Source organism: Streptomyces mobaraensis (genome assembly GCF_020099395.1).
In the GTDB taxonomy this organism is placed as follows: Bacteria; Actinomycetota; Actinomycetes; order Streptomycetales; family Streptomycetaceae; genus Streptomyces.
The window spans coordinates 3,534,374-3,552,694 of record NZ_CP083590.1; the positions used below are offsets into that span (position 1 = coordinate 3,534,374).

At 71.7% G+C, this 18,321-nt stretch carries 16 protein-coding genes, 1 tRNA gene and 1 other RNA gene; 3 read left to right on the top strand and 15 right to left on the bottom strand.

Annotated elements, in window-relative coordinates:
* Window positions 1–35: 35 nt before the first annotated feature.
* A complete protein-coding gene (locus tag K7I03_RS15245; RefSeq protein WP_185942408.1) occupies window positions 36–491 on the bottom strand; it encodes a MarR family winged helix-turn-helix transcriptional regulator in 456 nt (151 codons plus the stop codon).
* Window positions 492–584: 93 nt separating this feature from the next.
* On the opposite strand from K7I03_RS15245, the gene K7I03_RS15250 reads away from it, so the two are divergent.
* Window positions 585–1,103 carry a phenolic acid decarboxylase gene (locus K7I03_RS15250; RefSeq protein WP_185942409.1) on the top strand — a complete coding sequence of 173 codons (519 nt, stop codon included), beginning with the start codon at window positions 585–587 and terminating at the stop codon, window positions 1,101–1,103.
* 133 nt (window positions 1,104–1,236) lie between these two features.
* Here K7I03_RS15250 and K7I03_RS15255 read toward each other — a convergent pair whose 3' ends face one another.
* The gene (locus K7I03_RS15255) at window positions 1,237–1,728 is read right to left on the bottom strand and encodes a pyridoxamine 5'-phosphate oxidase family protein (protein ID WP_185942410.1); all 492 of its coding nucleotides are present in this window, start codon (window positions 1,726–1,728) and stop codon (window positions 1,237–1,239) included.
* A 211-nt stretch (window positions 1,729–1,939) separates the two neighbouring features.
* On the opposite strand from K7I03_RS15255, the gene K7I03_RS15260 reads away from it, so the two are divergent.
* The gene (locus K7I03_RS15260; RefSeq protein WP_185942484.1) at window positions 1,940–3,760 is read left to right on the top strand and encodes a S9 family peptidase; all 1,821 of its coding nucleotides are present in this window, start codon (window positions 1,940–1,942) and stop codon (window positions 3,758–3,760) included.
* Window positions 3,761–3,964: 204 nt separating this feature from the next.
* Here K7I03_RS15260 and K7I03_RS15265 read toward each other — a convergent pair whose 3' ends face one another.
* The 12 genes from K7I03_RS15265 to ffs all read right to left on the bottom strand — a co-directional run bounded on the left by K7I03_RS15265 (window position 3,965) and on the right by ffs (window position 16,635).
* Window positions 3,965–4,852 carry an SURF1 family protein gene (locus K7I03_RS15265; RefSeq protein WP_185942411.1) on the bottom strand — a complete coding sequence of 296 codons (888 nt, stop codon included), beginning with the start codon at window positions 4,850–4,852 and terminating at the stop codon, window positions 3,965–3,967.
* A gap of 80 nt (window positions 4,853–4,932) precedes the next feature.
* Window positions 4,933–6,252, bottom strand: a complete 1,320-nt coding sequence (locus tag K7I03_RS15270; protein ID WP_185942412.1) for a hypothetical protein — start codon at window positions 6,250–6,252, stop codon at window positions 4,933–4,935.
* Between the two features lie 176 nt (window positions 6,253–6,428).
* On the bottom strand, window positions 6,429–7,016 hold the full coding sequence (locus K7I03_RS15275; protein ID WP_423229688.1) for a SigE family RNA polymerase sigma factor: 588 nt from the start codon (window positions 7,014–7,016) through the stop codon (window positions 6,429–6,431).
* A gap of 813 nt (window positions 7,017–7,829) precedes the next feature.
* Complete coding sequence (locus tag K7I03_RS15280) at window positions 7,830–9,101, bottom strand: aspartate kinase (RefSeq protein WP_185942413.1); 1,272 nt, start codon at window positions 9,099–9,101, stop codon at window positions 7,830–7,832.
* A 226-nt stretch (window positions 9,102–9,327) separates the two neighbouring features.
* Window positions 9,328–9,906, bottom strand: coding sequence for a Uma2 family endonuclease (locus K7I03_RS15285; RefSeq protein WP_185942414.1), 579 nt, complete (start codon window positions 9,904–9,906; stop codon window positions 9,328–9,330).
* 53 nt (window positions 9,907–9,959) lie between these two features.
* Window positions 9,960–11,198, bottom strand: a complete 1,239-nt coding sequence (locus K7I03_RS15290) for a MarR family transcriptional regulator (protein WP_185942415.1) — start codon at window positions 11,196–11,198, stop codon at window positions 9,960–9,962.
* Window positions 11,199–11,573: 375 nt separating this feature from the next.
* Complete coding sequence (locus K7I03_RS15295; RefSeq protein WP_185942416.1) at window positions 11,574–11,945, bottom strand: hypothetical protein; 372 nt, start codon at window positions 11,943–11,945, stop codon at window positions 11,574–11,576.
* A gap of 119 nt (window positions 11,946–12,064) precedes the next feature.
* Complete coding sequence (locus K7I03_RS15300; protein ID WP_185942417.1) at window positions 12,065–12,721, bottom strand: DUF5063 domain-containing protein; 657 nt, start codon at window positions 12,719–12,721, stop codon at window positions 12,065–12,067.
* The gene (recR, locus tag K7I03_RS15305) at window positions 12,714–13,313 is read right to left on the bottom strand and encodes a recombination mediator RecR (protein WP_004939553.1); all 600 of its coding nucleotides are present in this window, start codon (window positions 13,311–13,313) and stop codon (window positions 12,714–12,716) included. Before recR ends, K7I03_RS15300 begins: the two co-directional genes overlap by 8 nt.
* A gap of 55 nt (window positions 13,314–13,368) precedes the next feature.
* Window positions 13,369–13,707 carry a YbaB/EbfC family nucleoid-associated protein gene (locus tag K7I03_RS15310; protein ID WP_004939552.1) on the bottom strand — a complete coding sequence of 113 codons (339 nt, stop codon included), beginning with the start codon at window positions 13,705–13,707 and terminating at the stop codon, window positions 13,369–13,371.
* 296 nt (window positions 13,708–14,003) lie between these two features.
* The gene (locus K7I03_RS15315; RefSeq protein ID WP_185942418.1) at window positions 14,004–16,391 is read right to left on the bottom strand and encodes a DNA polymerase III subunit gamma and tau; all 2,388 of its coding nucleotides are present in this window, start codon (window positions 16,389–16,391) and stop codon (window positions 14,004–14,006) included.
* Window positions 16,392–16,540: 149 nt separating this feature from the next.
* Window positions 16,541–16,635, bottom strand: an RNA gene (gene ffs, locus K7I03_RS15320) — signal recognition particle sRNA small type.
* A gap of 121 nt (window positions 16,636–16,756) precedes the next feature.
* Here ffs and K7I03_RS15325 point away from each other — a divergent pair.
* Window positions 16,757–16,841, top strand: a tRNA-Ser gene (locus K7I03_RS15325).
* Window positions 16,842–16,932: 91 nt separating this feature from the next.
* Here the strand turns inward: K7I03_RS15325 and K7I03_RS15330 are convergent.
* Window positions 16,933–18,201, bottom strand: coding sequence for a competence protein CoiA family protein (locus K7I03_RS15330; protein ID WP_221902861.1), 1,269 nt, complete (start codon window positions 18,199–18,201; stop codon window positions 16,933–16,935).
* Between the last annotated feature and the right edge of the window lie 120 nt (window positions 18,202–18,321).

Consider the following 18,321-nt stretch of genomic DNA (forward strand, 5'->3'; position numbering starts at 1 on the left):
GCACCCGACACCTCGGCGCCTCGCGCCCCGGGTCGTCAGGCGCGTCGGCGGTCGGTCGCGTCCTGCTGTTCCAGGGTGACCAGCAGGTCGGCCAGGGCGGGCAGAGCGTCGTCGATGGCCAGGCGGCCGGCCGGGGGCAGGGCGTCGAGGGCGCGGCGGAGGGCGGCGGTGCTGGTGCGGTCGTAGCGGTCCAGCATGTCGAGGGCGCGCGGGGTGGCGGACAGGTGGACCGTGCGCAGGTCGGTGGCGGACGGGGTGCGCTCGACCAGCTCCGCGGCGGCCATGGTGCGGACGAGGTTGCTGATCGTGGAGGGGGCGGCGCGGAGGCGTATCGACGCCTCGCGCGGGGTGATGCTCCCGGTTTCGGCGAGTACGCGCAGCAGCTCGATCTGCGCTTCCGGGAGGTCGGGGAGCCCTTCCGAACGGCGGGTGCGCAGCACGGCGCGGCGCAGGGGGCCGAGCAGCCGTCCGAGCTCTGTCGCGGTGTCCATGACTCCATTGTGCCGGTGAGGTTGTTTTGCATCAAACATGTTTTGTTGCAAAATGAAGTAGCCCGCACTTCAACAGCTCCTTGGAGGTAGATCATGGGTGCGCTCAGCGACCTCGTCCCGGCGCAGGACCTCTCCGGCATCGTCGGCCACCGGTTCATCTACACGTACGCCAACGGCTGGCAGTACGAGATGTACGTCAAGAACGACCACACCATCGACTACCGCATCCACAGCGGCCACGTCGGCGGGCGCTGGGTCAAGGACCAGGAAGTCGATCTGGTCCAGCTCGGCGAGGACAGCTTCAAGGTGTCCTGGACCGAGCCCACCGGCACCTCGGTCGCCGTCAACATCATGCCGGGCAAGCGGCGGCTGCACGGCGTGATCTTCTTCCCGGACTGGATCCGGCAGCACGGCGAGCGGACCGTCTGCTTCCAGAACGACCACCTGGACGAGATGCGCGCCTACCGTGACGCCGGGCCGACCTACCCCATCTACGTCGTCCCGGAGTTCGCCCGGATCACGCTCGACGAATACGTCGGTCCGGACGACGACTCGGTCATCTCCGTGGCTCCCGGGGACCTTCCGGAGGGCTGGGCCGAGCGCGTCGGCTGAGCGGACGGCACCCCGAGGCGCCCCGACGCGCCCGGACCGGTCGGACCGCCCAGACCGGTCGGACCGCCCAGACCGGTCGGACCGATCGAACCGGTCAGGGGAGCCCGCTCGGGATCGGCCCTCATGGCTCCCCCTACGGCTCGGGGTTGCGGAAGGTGAACATCTTTCCGGGATCGATCCGGGCCCACGCCATGTCCTTGAGCCATCCGTCCCACAGCGCCCTCCCGTGCAACTCGATCAGGTAGTTCTCCAGGTCCGGGTCCTCCGTCGGCGACACCTGAACGGCCTTGCCGTGCACGGTGATCTGCAGCCGCTGCCCGTCGAAGAAGGTGGCGCTGACCGCGGGGCGGGCGCGGATGTGACGGACCCGGACGGAATCCGGACCGGATCCGAAGTGGAAGCGGCCCCGGTAGAAGTGCCCGTCGACGGGGCCGACCCGGGGGTCGCCCGAGGTGCCGGCGGTGGCCAGCGCCATGATCTTGATGCCGTCGAGCGCGGCCACGACTCCGGTCGCGTCCATCCGGCGGTCCTCGCCGATGATCCGGCGCAGATGGGGGCCCGCCCCGGCGTAGCTGTCGTCGAGCAGGCGCTGGAGAGCTTTCATGTCTTCCGGCGTCTCGTACATGTTCCCCACTATGAGTCCGGCCACTGACAGCGGTCGGCGAAACGCCCGGCGTCCGGCCCTACCGGCTCGACAACCACCCGTGAGAGTCACGGAGTTATCCACAAGCGGGTGGTTGTCCACAGACTCGGTGCCGTCCGAGCCGGATGTCGGTGGTTCGGCGCAGAATGGGGTCATGACTGAGAGCAACGGGGCCCTACGGGGCGACGAGTCCATGCCCGACTGGGAGAAGCGCTTCCGGGCGCCCCGCACGGGGCTGCCCGGATGGGCGGAAGAGGCGCCGGACCGCTCGCTGTTCACCTCCAACGCGACCGGCACCTACGAGGTGTACGCGTGGGACCGGGCGAGCGGTGAGCGGCGGCAGGTGACGGACCGCCCCAACGGCACCACGGGCGGGATACTGACGCCGGACGGCGAGTGGATCTGGTGGTTCTCGGACACGGACGGCGACGAGTTCGGCGTCTGGATGCGACAGCCCTTCCACGGCGGAGCGGACGAGCCGGCGGTGCCCGGCCTGGAGCCCTCCTACCCGAGCGGTCTGGCCCTGGGCCGGGACGGCACCGCGGTCGTCGGCCGGTCCACCGACAAGTCAGGCTCGTCGGTCCACGTGGCCCGCCCGGGCGCGGAGCCGATGGAGATCTACCGCCACGACGAGTCGGCCGTGGTCGCCGGGCTCTCGCACGACAGCACCCTGATCGCGATAGAGCACACCGAGCACGGCGACGCCATGCACTCGGCCGTGCGGATCCTCCGGCTGGACGGCACGACCGTGGCGGAGCTGGACGACACCCAGGGCGGCACCCAGGAGCTCGGGCTGTCGGTGACGGCCTTCTCCCCCGTCCCGGGTGACTCCCGGCTGCTCCTCGGCCACCAGCGGCGCGGCCGGTGGGAGCCCCTGCTGTGGGACGCGGTCACCGGTGAGGAGACCGTGATCTCCCTCGACCTCCCCGGCGACCTGGAAGCCGACTGGTACCCGGACGGTTCGGCCCTGCTCGTCGAGCACAGCCACCACGCCCGCACCGAGCTGTGGCGTTACGACCTGGCGGACGGTTCTCTGAGCCGTCTGGACACCCCCTCGGGCACGGTGTCCGGTGCCCTGGCGCGCCCCGACGGGTCGGTGGAGTTCCTCTGGTCCTCGGCCGAGAAGCCGCCCGTGGTCCGCTCCACGGCCGGGCACGTGGTGCTGGAGGCACCGGCCGGGGCGGACGGTGTGGTCCGGGCGCCCGAGTCGGTCCCGGTGGAGGACATATGGGTGGACGGGCCCGGCGGCAAGGTCCACGCCCTGCTGCAGAAGCCGGCGGGCGAGGGCCCCTTCCCGACCGTCTTCGAGATCCACGGCGGCCCAACCTGGCACGACAGCGACGCCTTCGCCGCCGGCCCGGCGGCCTGGGTGGACCACGGTTTCGCGGTCGTCCGAGTCAACTACCGCGGCTCCACCGGTTACGGCCGGGCGTGGACGGACGCGCTCAAGCACCGCGTCGGGTTGATCGAGCTGGAGGACATCGCGGCCGTCCGTGAGCACGTCGTCGCCACCGGTCTCGCCGACCCCGAGAAGCTGGTGCTGTCGGGCGGCTCCTGGGGCGGATACCTGACGCTGCTGGGAGTGGGCACGCAGCCCGGCGCCTGGACGGTGGGCCTGGCCGCCGTGCCCGTCGCCGACTACGTCACGGCGTACCACGACGAGATGGAGGCGCTGAAGGCCCTCGACCGCACTCTGCTCGGCGGCACTCCCGAGGAGGTGCCGGAGCGCTTCGCCGCCTCGTCACCGATCACTTACGTGGACGAGGTCCGGGCGCCGGTCTACATCTCGGCCGGCGTGAACGACCCCCGGTGCCCCATACGCCAGGTGGAGAACTACGTGCGGCGGCTCGAGGAGCGCGGTCACCCGCACGAGGTGTACCGGTACGACGCCGGCCACGGCTCGCTGGTCGTGGAGGAGCGGATCAAGCAGCTCCGGCTGGAGATCGCTTTCGCGGAGCGTCACCTGGGCCTTCGGGACGGCCGCCCGGAGCACCGGAGCGCCGCACCGGCGTGATGCCGGTGTCGGGTAGCCGGGCATGAGGCGCCCGGACATCGGGCGCCCCGGATATCGGGCGCCCCGGATATCGGATGGCCCGTACATCGGGCGCCCGGCGCGAGGTGCAGGTGCGTCGTGCAGTGCAGGTGCAGGTGCCGGGCCCCGGCCGGAAGCGGGGCTCTGCGTCCGGCGGCGGGCGGGGTCCGGCCGGGAACCGGTTCGTCAGGCCACGGGGGTCTGGTCGGGCGCAGCGGCTTGGCCAGCCGCCGGGGTCTTGCCCGCCGCGGTGGGTGCGGCGGATGCGGCCGATGCCGTGGCCGCGGCGACCGGACCCGGGTCCGGGGCGAGGCCCAGGGCAGCGTCCCGCGCGGCCTCGGCCTCGCGACGGAACAGCCGGAACCACATGAAGAGCACGAAGCCCACGAAGACGAACCACTCACCGGTGTAACCGAGGTTCTGGAACGCCTTGAGGTCCAGGCCGGTGTTGGGCGGAGCGGCCGGGGGCACCGGGGTCAGGGGGGCGGGCGCGTCCGTCGCCGTGATCCAGGCGTCGTACACCTGATAGGGAAGGAGGTTGACCAGTGAAGCGGCACTGATGACGCCCAGTTGGCCGGCGGGCAGGCCGCCGGTGTGCACGCCCTTCGACGTCGCGCTCTCCGACGACTGGAGCGCGCCGGCGACGGTGACCCGGCCGGGCGGCGGGGCCGGCACCTTGGCCGTGTCCGCCTTGGAGTCGGCGTCACCGGGCACCCAGCCGCGGACCACGGGCAGCGCCTTGCCGTCGTCGGTGCGCAGCGGCGTCAGGACGTAGAAGCCCTTGCGGTCGTCGAGGTCGCGGTCGGGCACGAGCAGCTGGTGCTCGGTGTCGTAGCGGCCGGTGGCACTGGCCTTGCGTCCCGAGGTCTCCGTCGTCACCGGCAGCAGGTCGCGCAGCGGCGTGGCGGCGGCACGGCGCGCCTCGTCGGCCTGGGTCTGCTGTTCGTGGTGCGAGTCGACGCGGGTCTCGAAGCGGCCGAGCTGCCAGCTGCCCATGAAGAGGCAGAAGGGGATGGCGAGCACGGCGAAGACGTTGATCCCCCACCAGCGAGGAGTCAGCAGGAACCGGTACACACGTCCACGGTACGGGGAACGCGGAGCGTGACGGCAGGCGGCCCTCGGGTTGGGCCGCCCCTCGGAGGCCGGTTCGCGGTCTACGTGGGCGGGGCGACGGCCGGGAGGGCGCCCGTGTGGTAGACGGTCCCGGCGCACGCGTCGGGGATGCGGGCCTCCGCCGCGGCCGGTTCACCGGCCACCGGGGTGTTGGTGAGGGTGACGCTGCCCGTCGGCGCCGGCGGGGCGGGCGTCTCGGGCGGCACGACGGCGGGAGGGGAGGGTGAGATTGAGGCGGCGGGGGCGTCGGCGTCCCGGCCGACCGATTTGCCGGGGGCACTGGCGGCGGGGGGCGGCGTGGCGGTGCCGGCGGCTTTAGTACAGCCCGCCGATCCGCTGCTCGTGGCGGGGATCCAGGCGAACTTCACCTCGTACGCCTGCCCCGGTCGGAGGACCACCGTGCTGGGTGCCCGCTCAGGGTCGGGGAGGCCGGCCGCCGGGTCGCCGGCGGTGTGGTCCACGACGGAGACGCGCGCCTTCTGCGCGCCGCCTCCGGTCTGGGCGACGAGTTCTCCGGGGCCGGTCACGGCGCACAGGGCGTGCGAGACGTTGACGATGCGGAAGGCGCCGTACACGCGGCCCGTGCCGTCGGCGGCGCCGACCGTCCCCGACCCCTTGCCGAGCTGGGCGCGGTCGCAGGTCGGAGCGGCGGCGCTGAAGGTGACGCCGGGGGTCGGGGAGGTGCTGCCGGCGGTGCCGTGGGGACGGCTCGGTTCCCGGCTCGCCTCGGGGGTGCCGGCCTCACCGCCCGGCTGCTCGACGCGGTGCTCGCCACGGGCGGCCGTTCCGCCGCCGGGCCGTGCGGTATCGGCGGGGCCGCCGTCGCGTTCTCCCGCGCCGACCGTCTCCTCGGCGTGCCGGTGGCTGTTCGCGGCGTTGGCGGGGCGGTCGTCGGAGCCGAGGACTCCGACGGTGTCGGCGACGTGCATCAGGGCGGGCACCGCCGCCCCCACCAGCACCACGGCCGCCACCGCGCCGCCCAGCGCCTGACGTCGGCGGGTGCGCCGGGCGGGTACGGCACGGCGCAGGTGTTCCAGCGCGTCGTCGGAGGGTTCGAGGTTCTCGACGGCCCCCTGCAGCATCCGGCGCAGCGCCTGCTCGTCGAGGGGCCGGCCGTCGAGGGGCCGGTCGTCGCTTTGGGGGCTTCCGTAAGGCTGCGCGCCGTGCGGCTGCGCGCCAGGCGAGGGTGCGCCGAGTGAGTGCGCGCCATGCGGCTGGATGTCGTGCGGCCGTGAGTCGTGCGGTTGCCCGTCGTACGGCTGCGCCTCGTGCGGCCGCTCAGCGTGCGACTGCGAGTCATGCGGCCGTGAGTCGTGCGACTGCGAGTCGTGTGGGCGTCGGTCCGGAAACTGGTCGTTCACGTGCTGCTCGTTCGGGTGCTGTTCGCCCGGGCGCGGCGGTGCGGCGGGCGGCGGTGCGGCGGGCGGCGGTGCGGCGGGCGGCGGTCCGGGGTGGGGGGACGTCGGATCGTTCGGGGAGGATGTCCATCGGTTGCCGTGGCGGCCGCGGAAGCGGCCGTCGCCCGGATTGCGGTGGTTCATGCCGGAGCCTCCATGGCGACACGGAGCGCGGCGATGCCCCGTGAGCCGTACGCCTTGACCGAGCCGATCGAGAGGCCCAGCACCTCGGCGACCTGGGCCTCGGTCATGTCGGCGAAGTACCGCAGGACGAGCACCTCACGCTGCCGGCGCTGCAGGCCGCGCATCGCCTTGATCAATTGGTCTCGCTCCAGCTGTTCGTACGCCCCCTCCTCGGCGCTCGCCATGTCGGGCATCGGCTTGGAGAGCAGCTTGAGACCCAGGATGCGGCGGCGCAGCGCGGAGCGGGACAGGTTGACGACAGTCTGCCGCAGGTAGGCCAGGGTCTTTTCCGGCTCGCGGACCCGGTTACGGGCGGAATGCACCCGGATGAAAGCTTCCTGCACGACGTCCTCGCAGGACGCGGTGTCGTCCAGGAGCAGCGCGGCCAGTCCGAGCAGCGACCGGTAGTGCGCCCGGTAGGTCTCCGTGAGGTGATCGACCGTGGTGCCGACGGCCATCGCCGCGTCGGCGGTCCCCGGCCGGACGTCGGCGTCCTGACGCGCCCCGGGCTGCTGCAGCGCGGTCACCGAAGCATGGGTCGCCACGCTCTGGGCTTCACCGGTCTGCGCGTCGGCGGCCCGGCCCCGGGTGGGCTGGGCCGGGATGCGAGCCGTCCGCTCGGACGTGGCGGACGAGGCAGAGGGAGCAGACGAAGCAGCGCCGGATTCAGAGCCCGGAGCGGGAGACGACGGGGGCCAAGGGGCGATCACCGGCATACCGCCCACAGCCCGCGTACGCGAGCGCGCGGCGACGCTTCCGCGCCTCGGGACCGTTGCGATGCTGATGACCTCTGCCACGTCTGTTGGACACGCTTCCCCCCGACAGGGTTGTACGCGCTCGGCGCCCCGGCCGCCGACGTGTCACGGACCGCCGCGCCGTGTGCCGCCATGCGTACCAGCCCTCCTCATGCCGCGAAACGCCCTGATCCCCGGCCGCCTTGAGCGAAGGCGGCGAGCAGGCCCCCGCCGGGCGGCCGGTCCTGGCGCCGGACGGGCACCGCGGTCCTGCCGTGCCCATGCCGCCGCCGGCCAGGGCGGCGGAAAGCGCGCGAAACGGGAAGCGCCTGCTCGAACGGAGCGTCCGCGCAGTTCAAGGGGCCCGGACCAATGGCTTGATCACAGAACCTTCACACGTTCCCCAGTATTGCGGAGCACCCGTCCCCGCCGCCACGAGTTCGGCAATCCGGGGACGGCGGGATACGGACCCGGAGCCACCGCTCGGACGCTCACCGACGGCGGGCGCGGCGGACGCGAGGAGACAAACCATCTGCCCCGCAAGCCCGTTGACGAAACAGGCGGCGCCGATGTCGTCATGACGACGGCGCCGCCGGTCCTGCCCCCCCTGTGACCGTCAGCGGGTCAGCGCCCGGTGCCGCCGTACACGACCGCCTCGTCCGTGTCGCTGTCCAGGCCGAACGCGGTGTGGACGGCGCGGACGGCCTCGTTCACGTCGTCGGCGCGCGTGACGACCGAGATGCGGATCTCGGAGGTCGAGATGAGCTCGATGTTCACGCCCGCGTTGGACAGCGCCTCGAAGAAGGCCGCCGTGACCCCGGGGTTGGTCTTCATCCCCGCGCCGACCAGCGAGATCTTGGCGATCTGGTCGTCGTAACGCAGGTGCTCGAAGCCGACGCGGCCCTTGGTCTTCTCCAGCGCCTCGATCGCCTTGCGGCCCTCGGCCTTCGGCAGGGTGAAGGAGATGTCCGTCAGACCGGTGGACGCCGCCGAGACGTTCTGGACCACCATGTCGATGTTGATCTCGGCGTCCGCGACCGCGCGGAAGATCGTCGCGGCCTCACCCGGCTTGTCGGGCACCCCGACGACCGTGACCTTCGCCTCGGACGTGTCGTGCGCGACACCCGAGATGATCGCCTGCTCCACCGGCTGACCTCCTGGAGGCTCGTTGCTCACCCATGTGCCCTTGAGCCCCGAGAAGGACGACCGCACATGGATCGGGATGTTGTAACGGCGCGCGTACTCGACGCAGCGGTGCAGCAGCACCTTGGAACCGGAGCTCGCCAGCTCCAGCATGTCCTCGAACGAGATCCACTCGATCTTGCGCGCCTTCTTCACCACACGCGGGTCGGCGGTGAACACGCCGTCGACGTCCGTGTAGATCTCGCAGACCTCGGCGTCCAGCGCGGCGGCGAGGGCGACGGCGGTGGTGTCCGACCCGCCCCGGCCCAGCGTCGTGATGTCCTTCTTGTCCTGGGACACACCCTGGAAGCCGGCCACGATCGCGATGTTGCCCGCGTCGACCGACTGCTGGATGCGCCCGGGCGTGACATCGATGATGCGCGCCTTGTTGTGGACCGAGTCCGTGATGACGCCGGCCTGGCTGCCCGTGAACGACTGCGCTTCATGGCCGAGCGTTTTGATCGCCATGGCCAGCAGCGCCATGGAGATTCGCTCTCCGGCGGTCAGCAGCATGTCGAACTCTCGCCCGGCAGGGATCGGCGATACCTGCTCGGCGAGGTCGATCAGCTCATCCGTCGTGTCACCCATCGCGGAAACCACGACAACGACCTGGTGGCCGTTCTTCTTGGCTTCCACGATTCGCTTGGCAACCCGCTTGATGCCTTCGGCATCGGCAACGGAGGAGCCTCCGTACTTCTGCACGACAAGGCCCACGTGCGCTCCTCGCAGCTCTGTGTAATGCGGTCGGCTCAGTCTAACGAGCGGCGGGAATGCGCCCCGGGGGAGCCGCATGCTGAGACGTCGTCGCCCGTTTCTCCGGGCGCATCCGGGGGCTTCCGGATGCGCCCGTAAGGGGCGCGGGAAAGCCCCGACGAGCCCCTTACGGGAACTCCGGGGCGCCCCCTGCGGGAGAAACGGGAGTTCTTGCGGTGGGGGTCCCCTAGCGGACGTACTTTTTCAACTGGTCTGTCTCCAGGGCGATGCCGACCGGGTCGGGAATCTCCACGACCGACCCGTACGGGTACGAATTCCGGGTCCGGTACTTCCCCTTCTCCGGCTCGCCGTAGACGGTCACCTCGCACGCGTCACGATCGATGAGCAGATAGACGGGGATGCCCGCGGCGGCGTACCCGTCGCGCCTCTCCCTACGATCCCGCCGGTCGGTGTCACCGTCGTACGACGTCACCTCGACCGCCATCAGCACACCATCCGGGTCCACCCACTCCCCCTGCCCGACGAAGTGGTCGCGGGGCACGAGCGCGCCGTCCGCACGCGCCCGGCCGGTGCGGCAGCTCTCCACCTTGAGCCCCTGCTCTGGGTATAGACGCAGTTCAGAGCGTTGCTGCATGCATCGCTCCAAGAGCCACATGATGATCGCTCCGCGATCCCCGTCCGGCACCGGCTTGACCTCTAGCTTCCCGTTGACGAATTCCAGGCGCACGGTCTCTGGTGCCGCGTGCGCGAGCTCTTCGAAGTCCTCGACGCTCATCTGGGGCCGGCCGGCGGCGCTGCGTGTCATGGTGTCGCCTCCTCGCCCCCATGGCGCCCCTACGGGAGCGTCCTGTGTGACAGTCACTCGGTTGTGGCCTCCTCCGTTTCGACCGGTCCGCGCCCGGGCCGCCGACGGCCGGCGGCGCGGGCAGGGCGCGATTTGTACTCCCACCGGGAGCGGAAACCGGCCCGTCCGTGCGCCACGCCGCGCCGTACGTGTGCCATCAGCTCGTCGAAGTCGCCGGGCAGCGGCTCGGGTTCCTCCGGGACGGCGCACGTCGCGCAGACGCCCGCGCCATCGCGGGTGGCCGCGTCGGTCCCGTGGCAGACGGCGCAGGCGACGTGGCTCCGGGCGACGATTTCGTCCGCGCCCTCCGGCTGCGGGGGTGGCAGCAGTGGCGGAGGCGACGGAGGTGGCAGGGACGGCCGGTACGGGATGGGCGGCATCTTGCTCTCCAGCCGCTTTCGCACGAGGGCGGCCGGGTTGTGGATCTGCGGCGGCAGCCCGTTCGACAGGGCCGCCAACAGCTGCTCCCTGTTCACCTGGCGTGCCAGCCACTCGGCGGCGAGCGGTTCGAGGGCGGAGCAGTCGGCGGCGGACAGGGTCAGACGGGGATCCCGGCTCCCGAGCAGGGCGAGGGCGCGGTAGGCGGGGGAGGGACGGGACGGGCTGGACGCTTGGGGTGGGTGAGGTGCGAGGGGTGGGAGGGGTGGATCGGGTGCGTGGGACGGCGGGTGGAGGTGGTGTACGGGGGCGGGGTCGTCCCGTACGGGATGGGGCTCGTCCCGTACGAGGTCGGGGTCGCCCCCTACGGGCTCGCCGTCTCCTACGGGCCTGGCCTCCCCTACGGGCCCGAGGTCCCCTACGGGTTCCGCACCTCCTACGGATTCCGCATCCCGTACGGGCTCTTGGAGTACGCCCAGGTGGTGCACTGCTTCCCACGCGCCCCCATCGGGCAACATGCCCTCCGCCACGCTCTCCCACCACTCCCGCGGGCGCGGCGTCCGGGAGAAGAAGGTGCAGGTGACCCAGCGCGAACCGTGTTCCCCGATCACCTGCATCCGCTTGCTGATCAAGTGTCCGGCCGCGACGAGGTTCCTGAGTGCCGTGCGGCACGCGGCCTGGCCGTAGTTCGGCAGCAGTTTGGCCAGGGTCTTGGCGTCCATCGCCGCACCCTCGGGGAGGCGGTCGACGAACGCCGCGATCGACTCCTCGCGGGCGGGCAGGTGCGCGAAGTCGGCACGTGAGCGCGGACGTTGGTCCGGCGCCTCGCGCTTCCCGAACCCCGGTTTCGCCATGGGGTATGCGGGGGTGGGCATGACAGCACTAGCATGGGCGGTAGCCACAGATCGCCTTTTCCGATCTCGTAGGTCAGACCCCGGACCCGGTGTTGGCGCACCGACCGGGGTCGTTTGTTGTCGCGAACGCTAGAGGTTCCCCACCGACCGTCGCAAGCTGATCACCGAACGTCATCTCCCCTGTGGTATACGCGCGTTGCCGCGCGCGAGGGGTGGGTGGGTGGGAAAACTCAACCCACCTCCCATTCCGTATAAAGAAAGCTCGGGTCTCGAAGCTCGGAGCTCCGAAGCTTGAGCCCCAGGGCCGGAGTTGGGAATTCCGTCGCTCGTCGCCGCGTGCGCTCCGAGCTCCGAGCTTCGTTGGCTTACCGCGCCACCTGAACCGCTTACACCGCCTCACACCACCGCCGACGGCCACACGCGACGCACGCATCGGTCAAGGTGAGCCGGGAATTCCGCGACCGAGGAGAGGTGCGGGGTGGGCAGTGAACCGAAGTCGCCCCCGTCCGCGTCCGCGCGGAAGTCGATGTCGGCCCAGCCGCCGCGGAACAGGACGACGTGGAGTTCGGTGTCGTTCGGGCCTGTGAGCACGAGGCCGACGGAGTCGGGGTCGTGGGCCGACGCCCGTTCGGTGAGGAGGGGCCGCGGCCAGGAAGCGGTCTCGTCACGCCACGTCAGGGGCTGTGCCGCGAGCCCCAGGGCGTGCCAGTGGGGCAGACGTTCCGCGATCGCGGCGGCCGCCTGGTCGAGATCGATGATCCGGTCCATGAGGAGGAATCGTTCCGCCTGAATCGGCGCACAGCTACGGAATATCCGTTCGCATGTGTGCCTGCATCACCACCGGACAGGCATCCCTCAGCGAGCGCGAACGTCCGCGCGAACGTCCGTCAGAGCGAGCGCAGCCGCGCCGTTCCGCCGATTTCCGCGGCCATGACGCGTCCGGCCTCCTCCTCCAGCTGCTCCTCCGTGCCGACGGTGTCCGTGTCGAGCCCGTCGAGTTCGTCGAGGGGCTGGTCGAGGCGGACGTGGGCGACGAGGGACTGGAGGGCGCGGAGGCAGGCGGAGGCGGTGGGGCCCCAGTTGGAGAGGTACGAGAACTGCCACCACCACAGCGCCTCGCTGACGCGGCCGTCCCGGTAGTGGGCCATGCCGTGCCGGAGGTCGGTGATGATGTCGGCGAGGTCGTCGGAGATCCGGCAGGCGACGGGGGCGCTGCGCGGGACGTACGGGTCGAAGACCTCGGAGTAGACGTCGACCGGGTCGAGGAGCGTCGCGAACCGCTCGCGGAGCTCGTCGACGTCGGGCTCCGGGCCCACGTCGGGCTCGTAGCGCTCGTCGGGCAGGAAGTCCTCGTGCGCTCCGAGCCGGCCGCCGGTGAGGATCAGCTGGGAGATCTCCAGCAGCAGGAACGGAACGGCACTGTCCGGTTCATCGCCGCGGGACACCTCGGTGACGGCGACGATGAAGCTCTCGATCGAGTCGGCGACGGAGACGACGAAGTCGTCCGGTTCGCGCTTGGCGTCGTGAAGCGTTGCGTCAGACATCGAGAAGTCGTCTCCCTTCGAAGGCACGCCCGAGCGTGACCTCGTCGGCATATTCCAAGTCTCCGCCCACAGGCAGCCCGCTGGCGAGCCGGGTGACTTTGAGTCCCATCGGCTTCACCATGCGCGCCAGGTACGTGGCCGTGGCCTCGCCCTCGAGGTTGGGGTCGGTGGCGAGGATCAGCTCGGTGACGGCACCGTCCGCGAGCCGGGCCAGCAGCTCGCGGATGCGCAGATCGTCGGGGCCGACCCCCTCGATGGGGCTGATGGCCCCGCCGAGGACGTGGTAGCGGCCGCGGAACTCACGCGTCCGCTCGATGGCGACGACGTCCTTGGGCTCCTCCACGACGCAGATGACGGCCGGATCGCGGCGCGGGTCCTGGCAGACCCGGCACCGCTCCTCCTGCGCCACGTTGCCGCAGACGGCACAGAACCGGACCTTGGCCTTGACCTCGGTCAGGGCCTGGGCGAGCCGACGGACGTCGGTCGGCTCGGCCTGGAGGATGTGGAAGGCGATCCGCTGCGCGCTCTTCGGACCGATGCCGGGCAGCCTGCCCAGCTCGTCGATGAGGTCCTGGACCACGCCTTCATACACGGATCGGGTTCTCCTTCTGGGATGCGGGCGGCCGGACGGCCAGGCGGTCAGACAGTCAGAACGGCAGGCCGGGGATGCCGCCGCCGAGGCCCTGGGCGAGCGGGCCGAGCTTCTGCTGCTGGAGCTGCTGGGCGGCGTTGTTGGCGTCGCGGACGGCGGCGAGGATCAGGTCGGCGAGGGTCTCGGTGTCCTCGGGGTCGACGGCCTTCGGGTCGATGACCAGGCCCTGGAGCTCCCCGGCACCGCTGACGGTGACCTTCACGAGGCCGCCGCCGGCCGAACCCTCGACCGGGGTCTCCGCCAGCTCCTGCTGAGCTGCGGCGAGGTCCTGCTGCATCTTCTGAGCCTGCTGAAGCAGCTGCTGCATGTTGGGCTGGCCACCACCGGGGATCACGGCTTCGCTCCTGTGCTCTCGCGACTACGGGTACGACGGCGCGCCGTGCGGCACGGCTGGGCGCCACGCCGGTCCGACGCGGGGTCGGTAGCCCGAGCCTACGTGCTCGCCGGGCGCGGCGCGCCATGCGAGGGGAAGAAGTCCGGGGTGGGCGGCACTCGGCCGGCACGCGGCCGTACGCGGGCGGGCCGGGGGCGGGCCGGGGGCGCGGGCCCACTGCCGTCGGCGTCCTGCCGCGCCCCCTAACGCCCTCTCTCGCGGCTCATCCGCTGGTCGTCCAACTACTCATCCGCTGCTCATCCCTCATTGGCGATTTCCTCGATCACGGTCGCGCCGAGTTCGCGAATGATCAGGTCGTGGCCGGTGAGGGCGGTGTCGTCGAGGTCGGGGTCGTCCTCGGCGGGCATGTCGTCCTCGATGGAGACCGACGGGGGCTCGGGCTCGCGGTAGGGCTGCGCCGGGGCGGCCGGAGCGGCCTGCTGCGGTGCCGCCGGGCCGGCAGGGGCCTGCGGGGGCTGCGGGGCAGGCGTGGGGGCCGGGGCGGCGGCCTGCGGGCGGGGGGCGGCCGGCGCCGAGGCACCCTGCGCGAAGCCGCCTCCTCCGCCACCACCACCGAAGCCACCGGCACCGGCGCCGCCGCCGTAGGCGCCACCGCCCGCGTACGCGCCACCGCCGCCGAAGCCGCCGCCGGGGCCGGCGGCCGGGCCGGCTCCACCGGCACCGCCACCGCCGCCACCGGTCGCGTCCACGACGAGCTCGACCTTCCACTGCACGCCGAAGGCGTCGCTGAGGGCCTGCCGGAGGACGTCCTCGCTGCCGCTGTTGGCGAAGCTGTCACGCGCCCCGACGTTGGAGAAGCCCACCTGGAGCGTGGTGCCGTCGAAGCCGCTGACCTGGGCGTTCTGGCTGAGCAGGATCCACGTGAAACGTCTGCGGTTCTTGACCGCGTCGAGGATCTGCGGCCACATCTGGCGCGCCTGGTCGACGCTGCCGCCATGCCCGCCATGCGCCTGGGGCTGCTGGGACTGCTGAGGCGCCTGCGCGGCCGGTGCGGTCGGTGCGGCCGCGGTCGGCCAGCCACCGGGCCGCGTACCCGGCTGGCCGGCCCCCTGCTGCGGGGAGGCCGCGGTCGGCCAGGCGCCGGGCTGGGCGGCGGGCGCCCCACCGGCGGGCGCCGCAGGAGCCGTGGCACCAGCGGACCCAGGGCCCTGCCCCGGCGCCGTAGCTGTCGGCCAGGCGCCGGGCCGGGAAGCGGCGGCGTCGGGCTGCGCAGATGCGGGCGCCGGCGGGGGCGCGGGCGCGACGGGAGCCGGTGCCGGCGCGGCCACGGGCGCGGGGGCCGCCGGAGGCTGCGCGCCCCCGGGAACGGCGCCCGAAACGGCCGCTCGGGCGGCGGCGGGCCCGGAAAGGCCAGGGGGTCCGGGGACGCCGGCGGGAGCGTGCCCCTGCGGCCCCGGCTCGTACCCGGCGGAGAGGCCGCCCTGCGGCGCCCCCATGAACCCGCCGGCGGCGGGCCCGGCACTCAGCCCCATCCGCTCCAGCTTGTCCAGCCGGGCGCGGACGGAGCGCTCGTCGTCGTACGCGCCCGGGAGCAGGACCCGCGCGCAGATCAGCTCCAGCTGGAGCCGGGGGGACGTGGCGCCGCGCATCTCCGTCAGCCCCTGGTTGACGAGGTCGGCGGCGCGGCTGAGCTCTCCGGCGCCGAAGACGGACGCCTGTGCCTGCATGCGTTCGACGACGTCGACGGGGGCGTCGATGAGCCCCTTCTCGGCGGCGTCCGGGACGGCGGCGAGGATGACGAGGTCGCGCAGCCGCTCCAGGAGGTCGGCCACGAAGCGGCGGGGGTCGTTGCCGCCCTCGATGACCCGGTCCACGACCTCGAACGCGGCGCCGCCGTCACCGGCCGCGAACGCGTCGACGACGGCGTCGAGCAGCGACCCGTCCGTGTACCCGAGGAGGGACGTCGCCATGGCGTACGTCACACCGTCCTCGGCGGCACCGGCGAGCAACTGGTCCATCACGGACATCGAGTCACGCACGGAACCGGCGCCGGCCCGGACGACGAGCGGCAGCACCCCGTCCTCGACCGGGATCTTCTCCTGCTCGCAGACCTGCCCCAGGTACTCGCGGAGCGTGCCGGGCGGGACCAGGCGGAACGGGTAGTGGTGCGTACGCGACCGGATCGTGCCGATGACCTTCTCGGGCTCGGTGGTCGCGAAGATGAACTTGAGGTGCTCCGGCGGCTCCTCGACCACCTTCAGCAGGGCGTTGAAGCCCGCCGAGGTGACCATGTGGGCCTCGTCGATGATGTAGATCTTGTAGCGGCTGGAGGCCGGCCCGAAGAACGCCTTCTCCCGCAGCTCACGGGCGTCGTCCACACCACCGTGGGACGCGGCGTCGATCTCGATCACGTCGATCGAGCCCCGCCCGTTCCGCGCGAGGTCCCGGCAGGACTGGCACTGCCCGCAGGGAGTGGGCGTCGGCCCCTCCTCGCAGTTCAGACAGCGTGCGAGGATGCGCGCGCTCGTCGTCTTGCCACAGCCGCGCGGCCCGCTGAACAGGTACGCGTGATTGACCCGGTTGTTCCGCAGCGCCTGCTGCAACGGGGCGGTGACATGCTCTTGCCCGATGACCTCGGCGAAGGACTCGGGGCGGTAGCGGCGGTAGAGCGCGAGGGACGACACACCTACGACGATATCGGGCCCCACTGACAAGTGGCCTCGCTCACAGTTTCCGGCCACAGCCACCCGCCGCCAGATCCCACCCGCCCCGCGGCCCCGCCCCCGGCAACGCCCCGCCGAAACCCGGCACGCCCCCGCAGCCCCCGGAAAACACAAGGGCCCCCCACGCACCCGCCAGAGCCCACTTACCCTTGCTGCCTTCCGGCCCTGGGGGAGTTGGGTGAGATAGCGCCACGTGAGGGGCTTGACCCCCACCCTAGCGCACTCCACCCCCACCCCGGCCCCCTCCCCCACCCGCACCCCCTCCCGACGATCTTGTCACCGATCGGGTTCGCGAGCACTGCTCCACGTCTTGTATTGTTTGCGGCGGAGGATTCGCCTAGAGGCCTAGGGCGCACGCTTGGAAAGCGTGTTGGGGGCAACCCCTCACGAGTTCGAATCTCGTATCCTCCGCACTCGCCCAGCAGGGCAGATGAAGGTCCCGACCGCTCAGCGGCCGGGACCTTCGTCGTTTCGCGGTCGCGGAATCGGCGGCGGTTTCCGGCTAGCGCCCGTTGAGGCGGGCCCTGCATGCCCTGCAGTACATGGCGGCGTTCCGCCCATAGCGCCGCATCATCTGGCCGCAGCCGGCGCACAGTCCCAGCTCCCACGGCGGGCAGCCCAGCGCGGCGGAGGCGGCGGCGCGTTCTACGGCGGTGATCCGCATCGGGCCGTGGGAGCGCTGGACCGGCATACGGGGAAGCGTGAAGCCGCCGGTCGGCTGACCGAGATCCCGGGCGGGCCGACCGTCGCTGACGAACCTGCCCTCCTCCCCCGCCCGGCAGGTGCGGTCGATCTCCTGCTCGGCGAACGTGACCACGTCGTCCTCGTCCTCCGCCTCGGCCAGGGCCGCAGGGAGAGGTGTCTTCTCGCCGACGAGCTCCTGCCACCGCGCGCGGTCGTCGGCCGAGACCCACATGTGGCGGCCGGCGCGGCCATTCCCTCGGTTGGGTACGTAGACCGGGACGCTGTCGCCCGTGGCGCTCTGCAGGACGAGGTCCTCGATCTGCACGGGCTTCCGCTGCGGGAGACACAGTGCGGGGACGAACCAGTCCGCGTGAATCGCGCCACAGTGGCCGGCACCGTCGCTGACGAGGCAGTGACGCTCGCTGCTCGGTGCGCATTTCCAGACTTCGAGGTGCCGGTACCCGCCGCGGATCACCATCTCCTTGCCTCCGGCGATGTCCTTCCACGGCATGTCGTCGACACGGGCCCACGGCGCCCGGTCGATCAAGGAAGCCGTCCGGTCCTTCGCCACCCAGAGCGGGGTGACGCCGTGCTCCACGGCGTTGACCGAGCGCCGGTGGACGCTGCTGGGGCTGAGGTGGTGGTACTGGATCTCCCAGCCGATCCGCAGGCCGCCGGGTCCGGTGACGACAGCGTCCGAGACGCTCCGCCGGTTGGCCATGGGAACCTCGGCCACGGCGGCCAGACCGTACCGCCCGGCGGTCTCGACGATCCGTTCCTTGGTGGCCTTGTGCTGGGCGCTCTCCGCCGGAGTGGCCTTGTGCGTGATCGGCAGATGCGAGGCGACGAGCGGTCGCCGGCCGCCCACGCGTCCTCGGCGGATGAACATCCAGGGTGCCTTGCCGCCCGACTCCGACAGGCACTCGCGCTTGTCGTGGTGCGCGAGGCATTCGAGCAGCCGCGGGTCGCGCTCGGAGACGCTGACGATGATCTCTTGGAGCAGGTCGGGACGGTCCGGGTGACCCAGGTCGGGCAGGGACAGATTGATCTCTATGCCATATCCGGTGTGCCACACCCCATTAGCCATCTCTCCACGATAGGAACGGGCACTGACATTCAATAGCCCGCGGGGTCAGGGGAGTTGTCCTGGGCAGGACAGGAATGGCAATCCCTGACACCAGCTTCCCGAGGCAGTCACCTCTGATCT

Bases quoted from the DNA above. Each gene is read 5' to 3' on its own strand.
- K7I03_RS15245 (WP_185942408.1), bottom strand. From the start codon at position 491: ATGGACACCGCGACAGAGCTCGGACGGCTGCTCGGCCCCCTGCGCCGC.
- K7I03_RS15250 (WP_185942409.1), top strand. From the start codon at position 585: ATGGGTGCGCTCAGCGACCTCGTCCCGGCGCAGGACCTCTCCGGCATC.
- K7I03_RS15255 (WP_185942410.1), bottom strand. From the start codon at position 1,728: ATGTACGAGACGCCGGAAGACATGAAAGCTCTCCAGCGCCTGCTCGAC.
- K7I03_RS15260 (WP_185942484.1), top strand. From the start codon at position 1,940: ATGCCCGACTGGGAGAAGCGCTTCCGGGCGCCCCGCACGGGGCTGCCC.
- K7I03_RS15285 (WP_185942414.1), bottom strand. From the start codon at position 9,906: ATGACACGCAGCGCCGCCGGCCGGCCCCAGATGAGCGTCGAGGACTTC.
- K7I03_RS15290 (WP_185942415.1), bottom strand. From the start codon at position 11,198: ATGCCCACCCCCGCATACCCCATGGCGAAACCGGGGTTCGGGAAGCGC.
- K7I03_RS15295 (WP_185942416.1), bottom strand. From the start codon at position 11,945: ATGGACCGGATCATCGATCTCGACCAGGCGGCCGCCGCGATCGCGGAA.
- K7I03_RS15300 (WP_185942417.1), bottom strand. From the start codon at position 12,721: ATGTCTGACGCAACGCTTCACGACGCCAAGCGCGAACCGGACGACTTC.
- K7I03_RS15330 (WP_221902861.1), bottom strand. From the start codon at position 18,201: ATGGCTAATGGGGTGTGGCACACCGGATATGGCATAGAGATCAATCTG.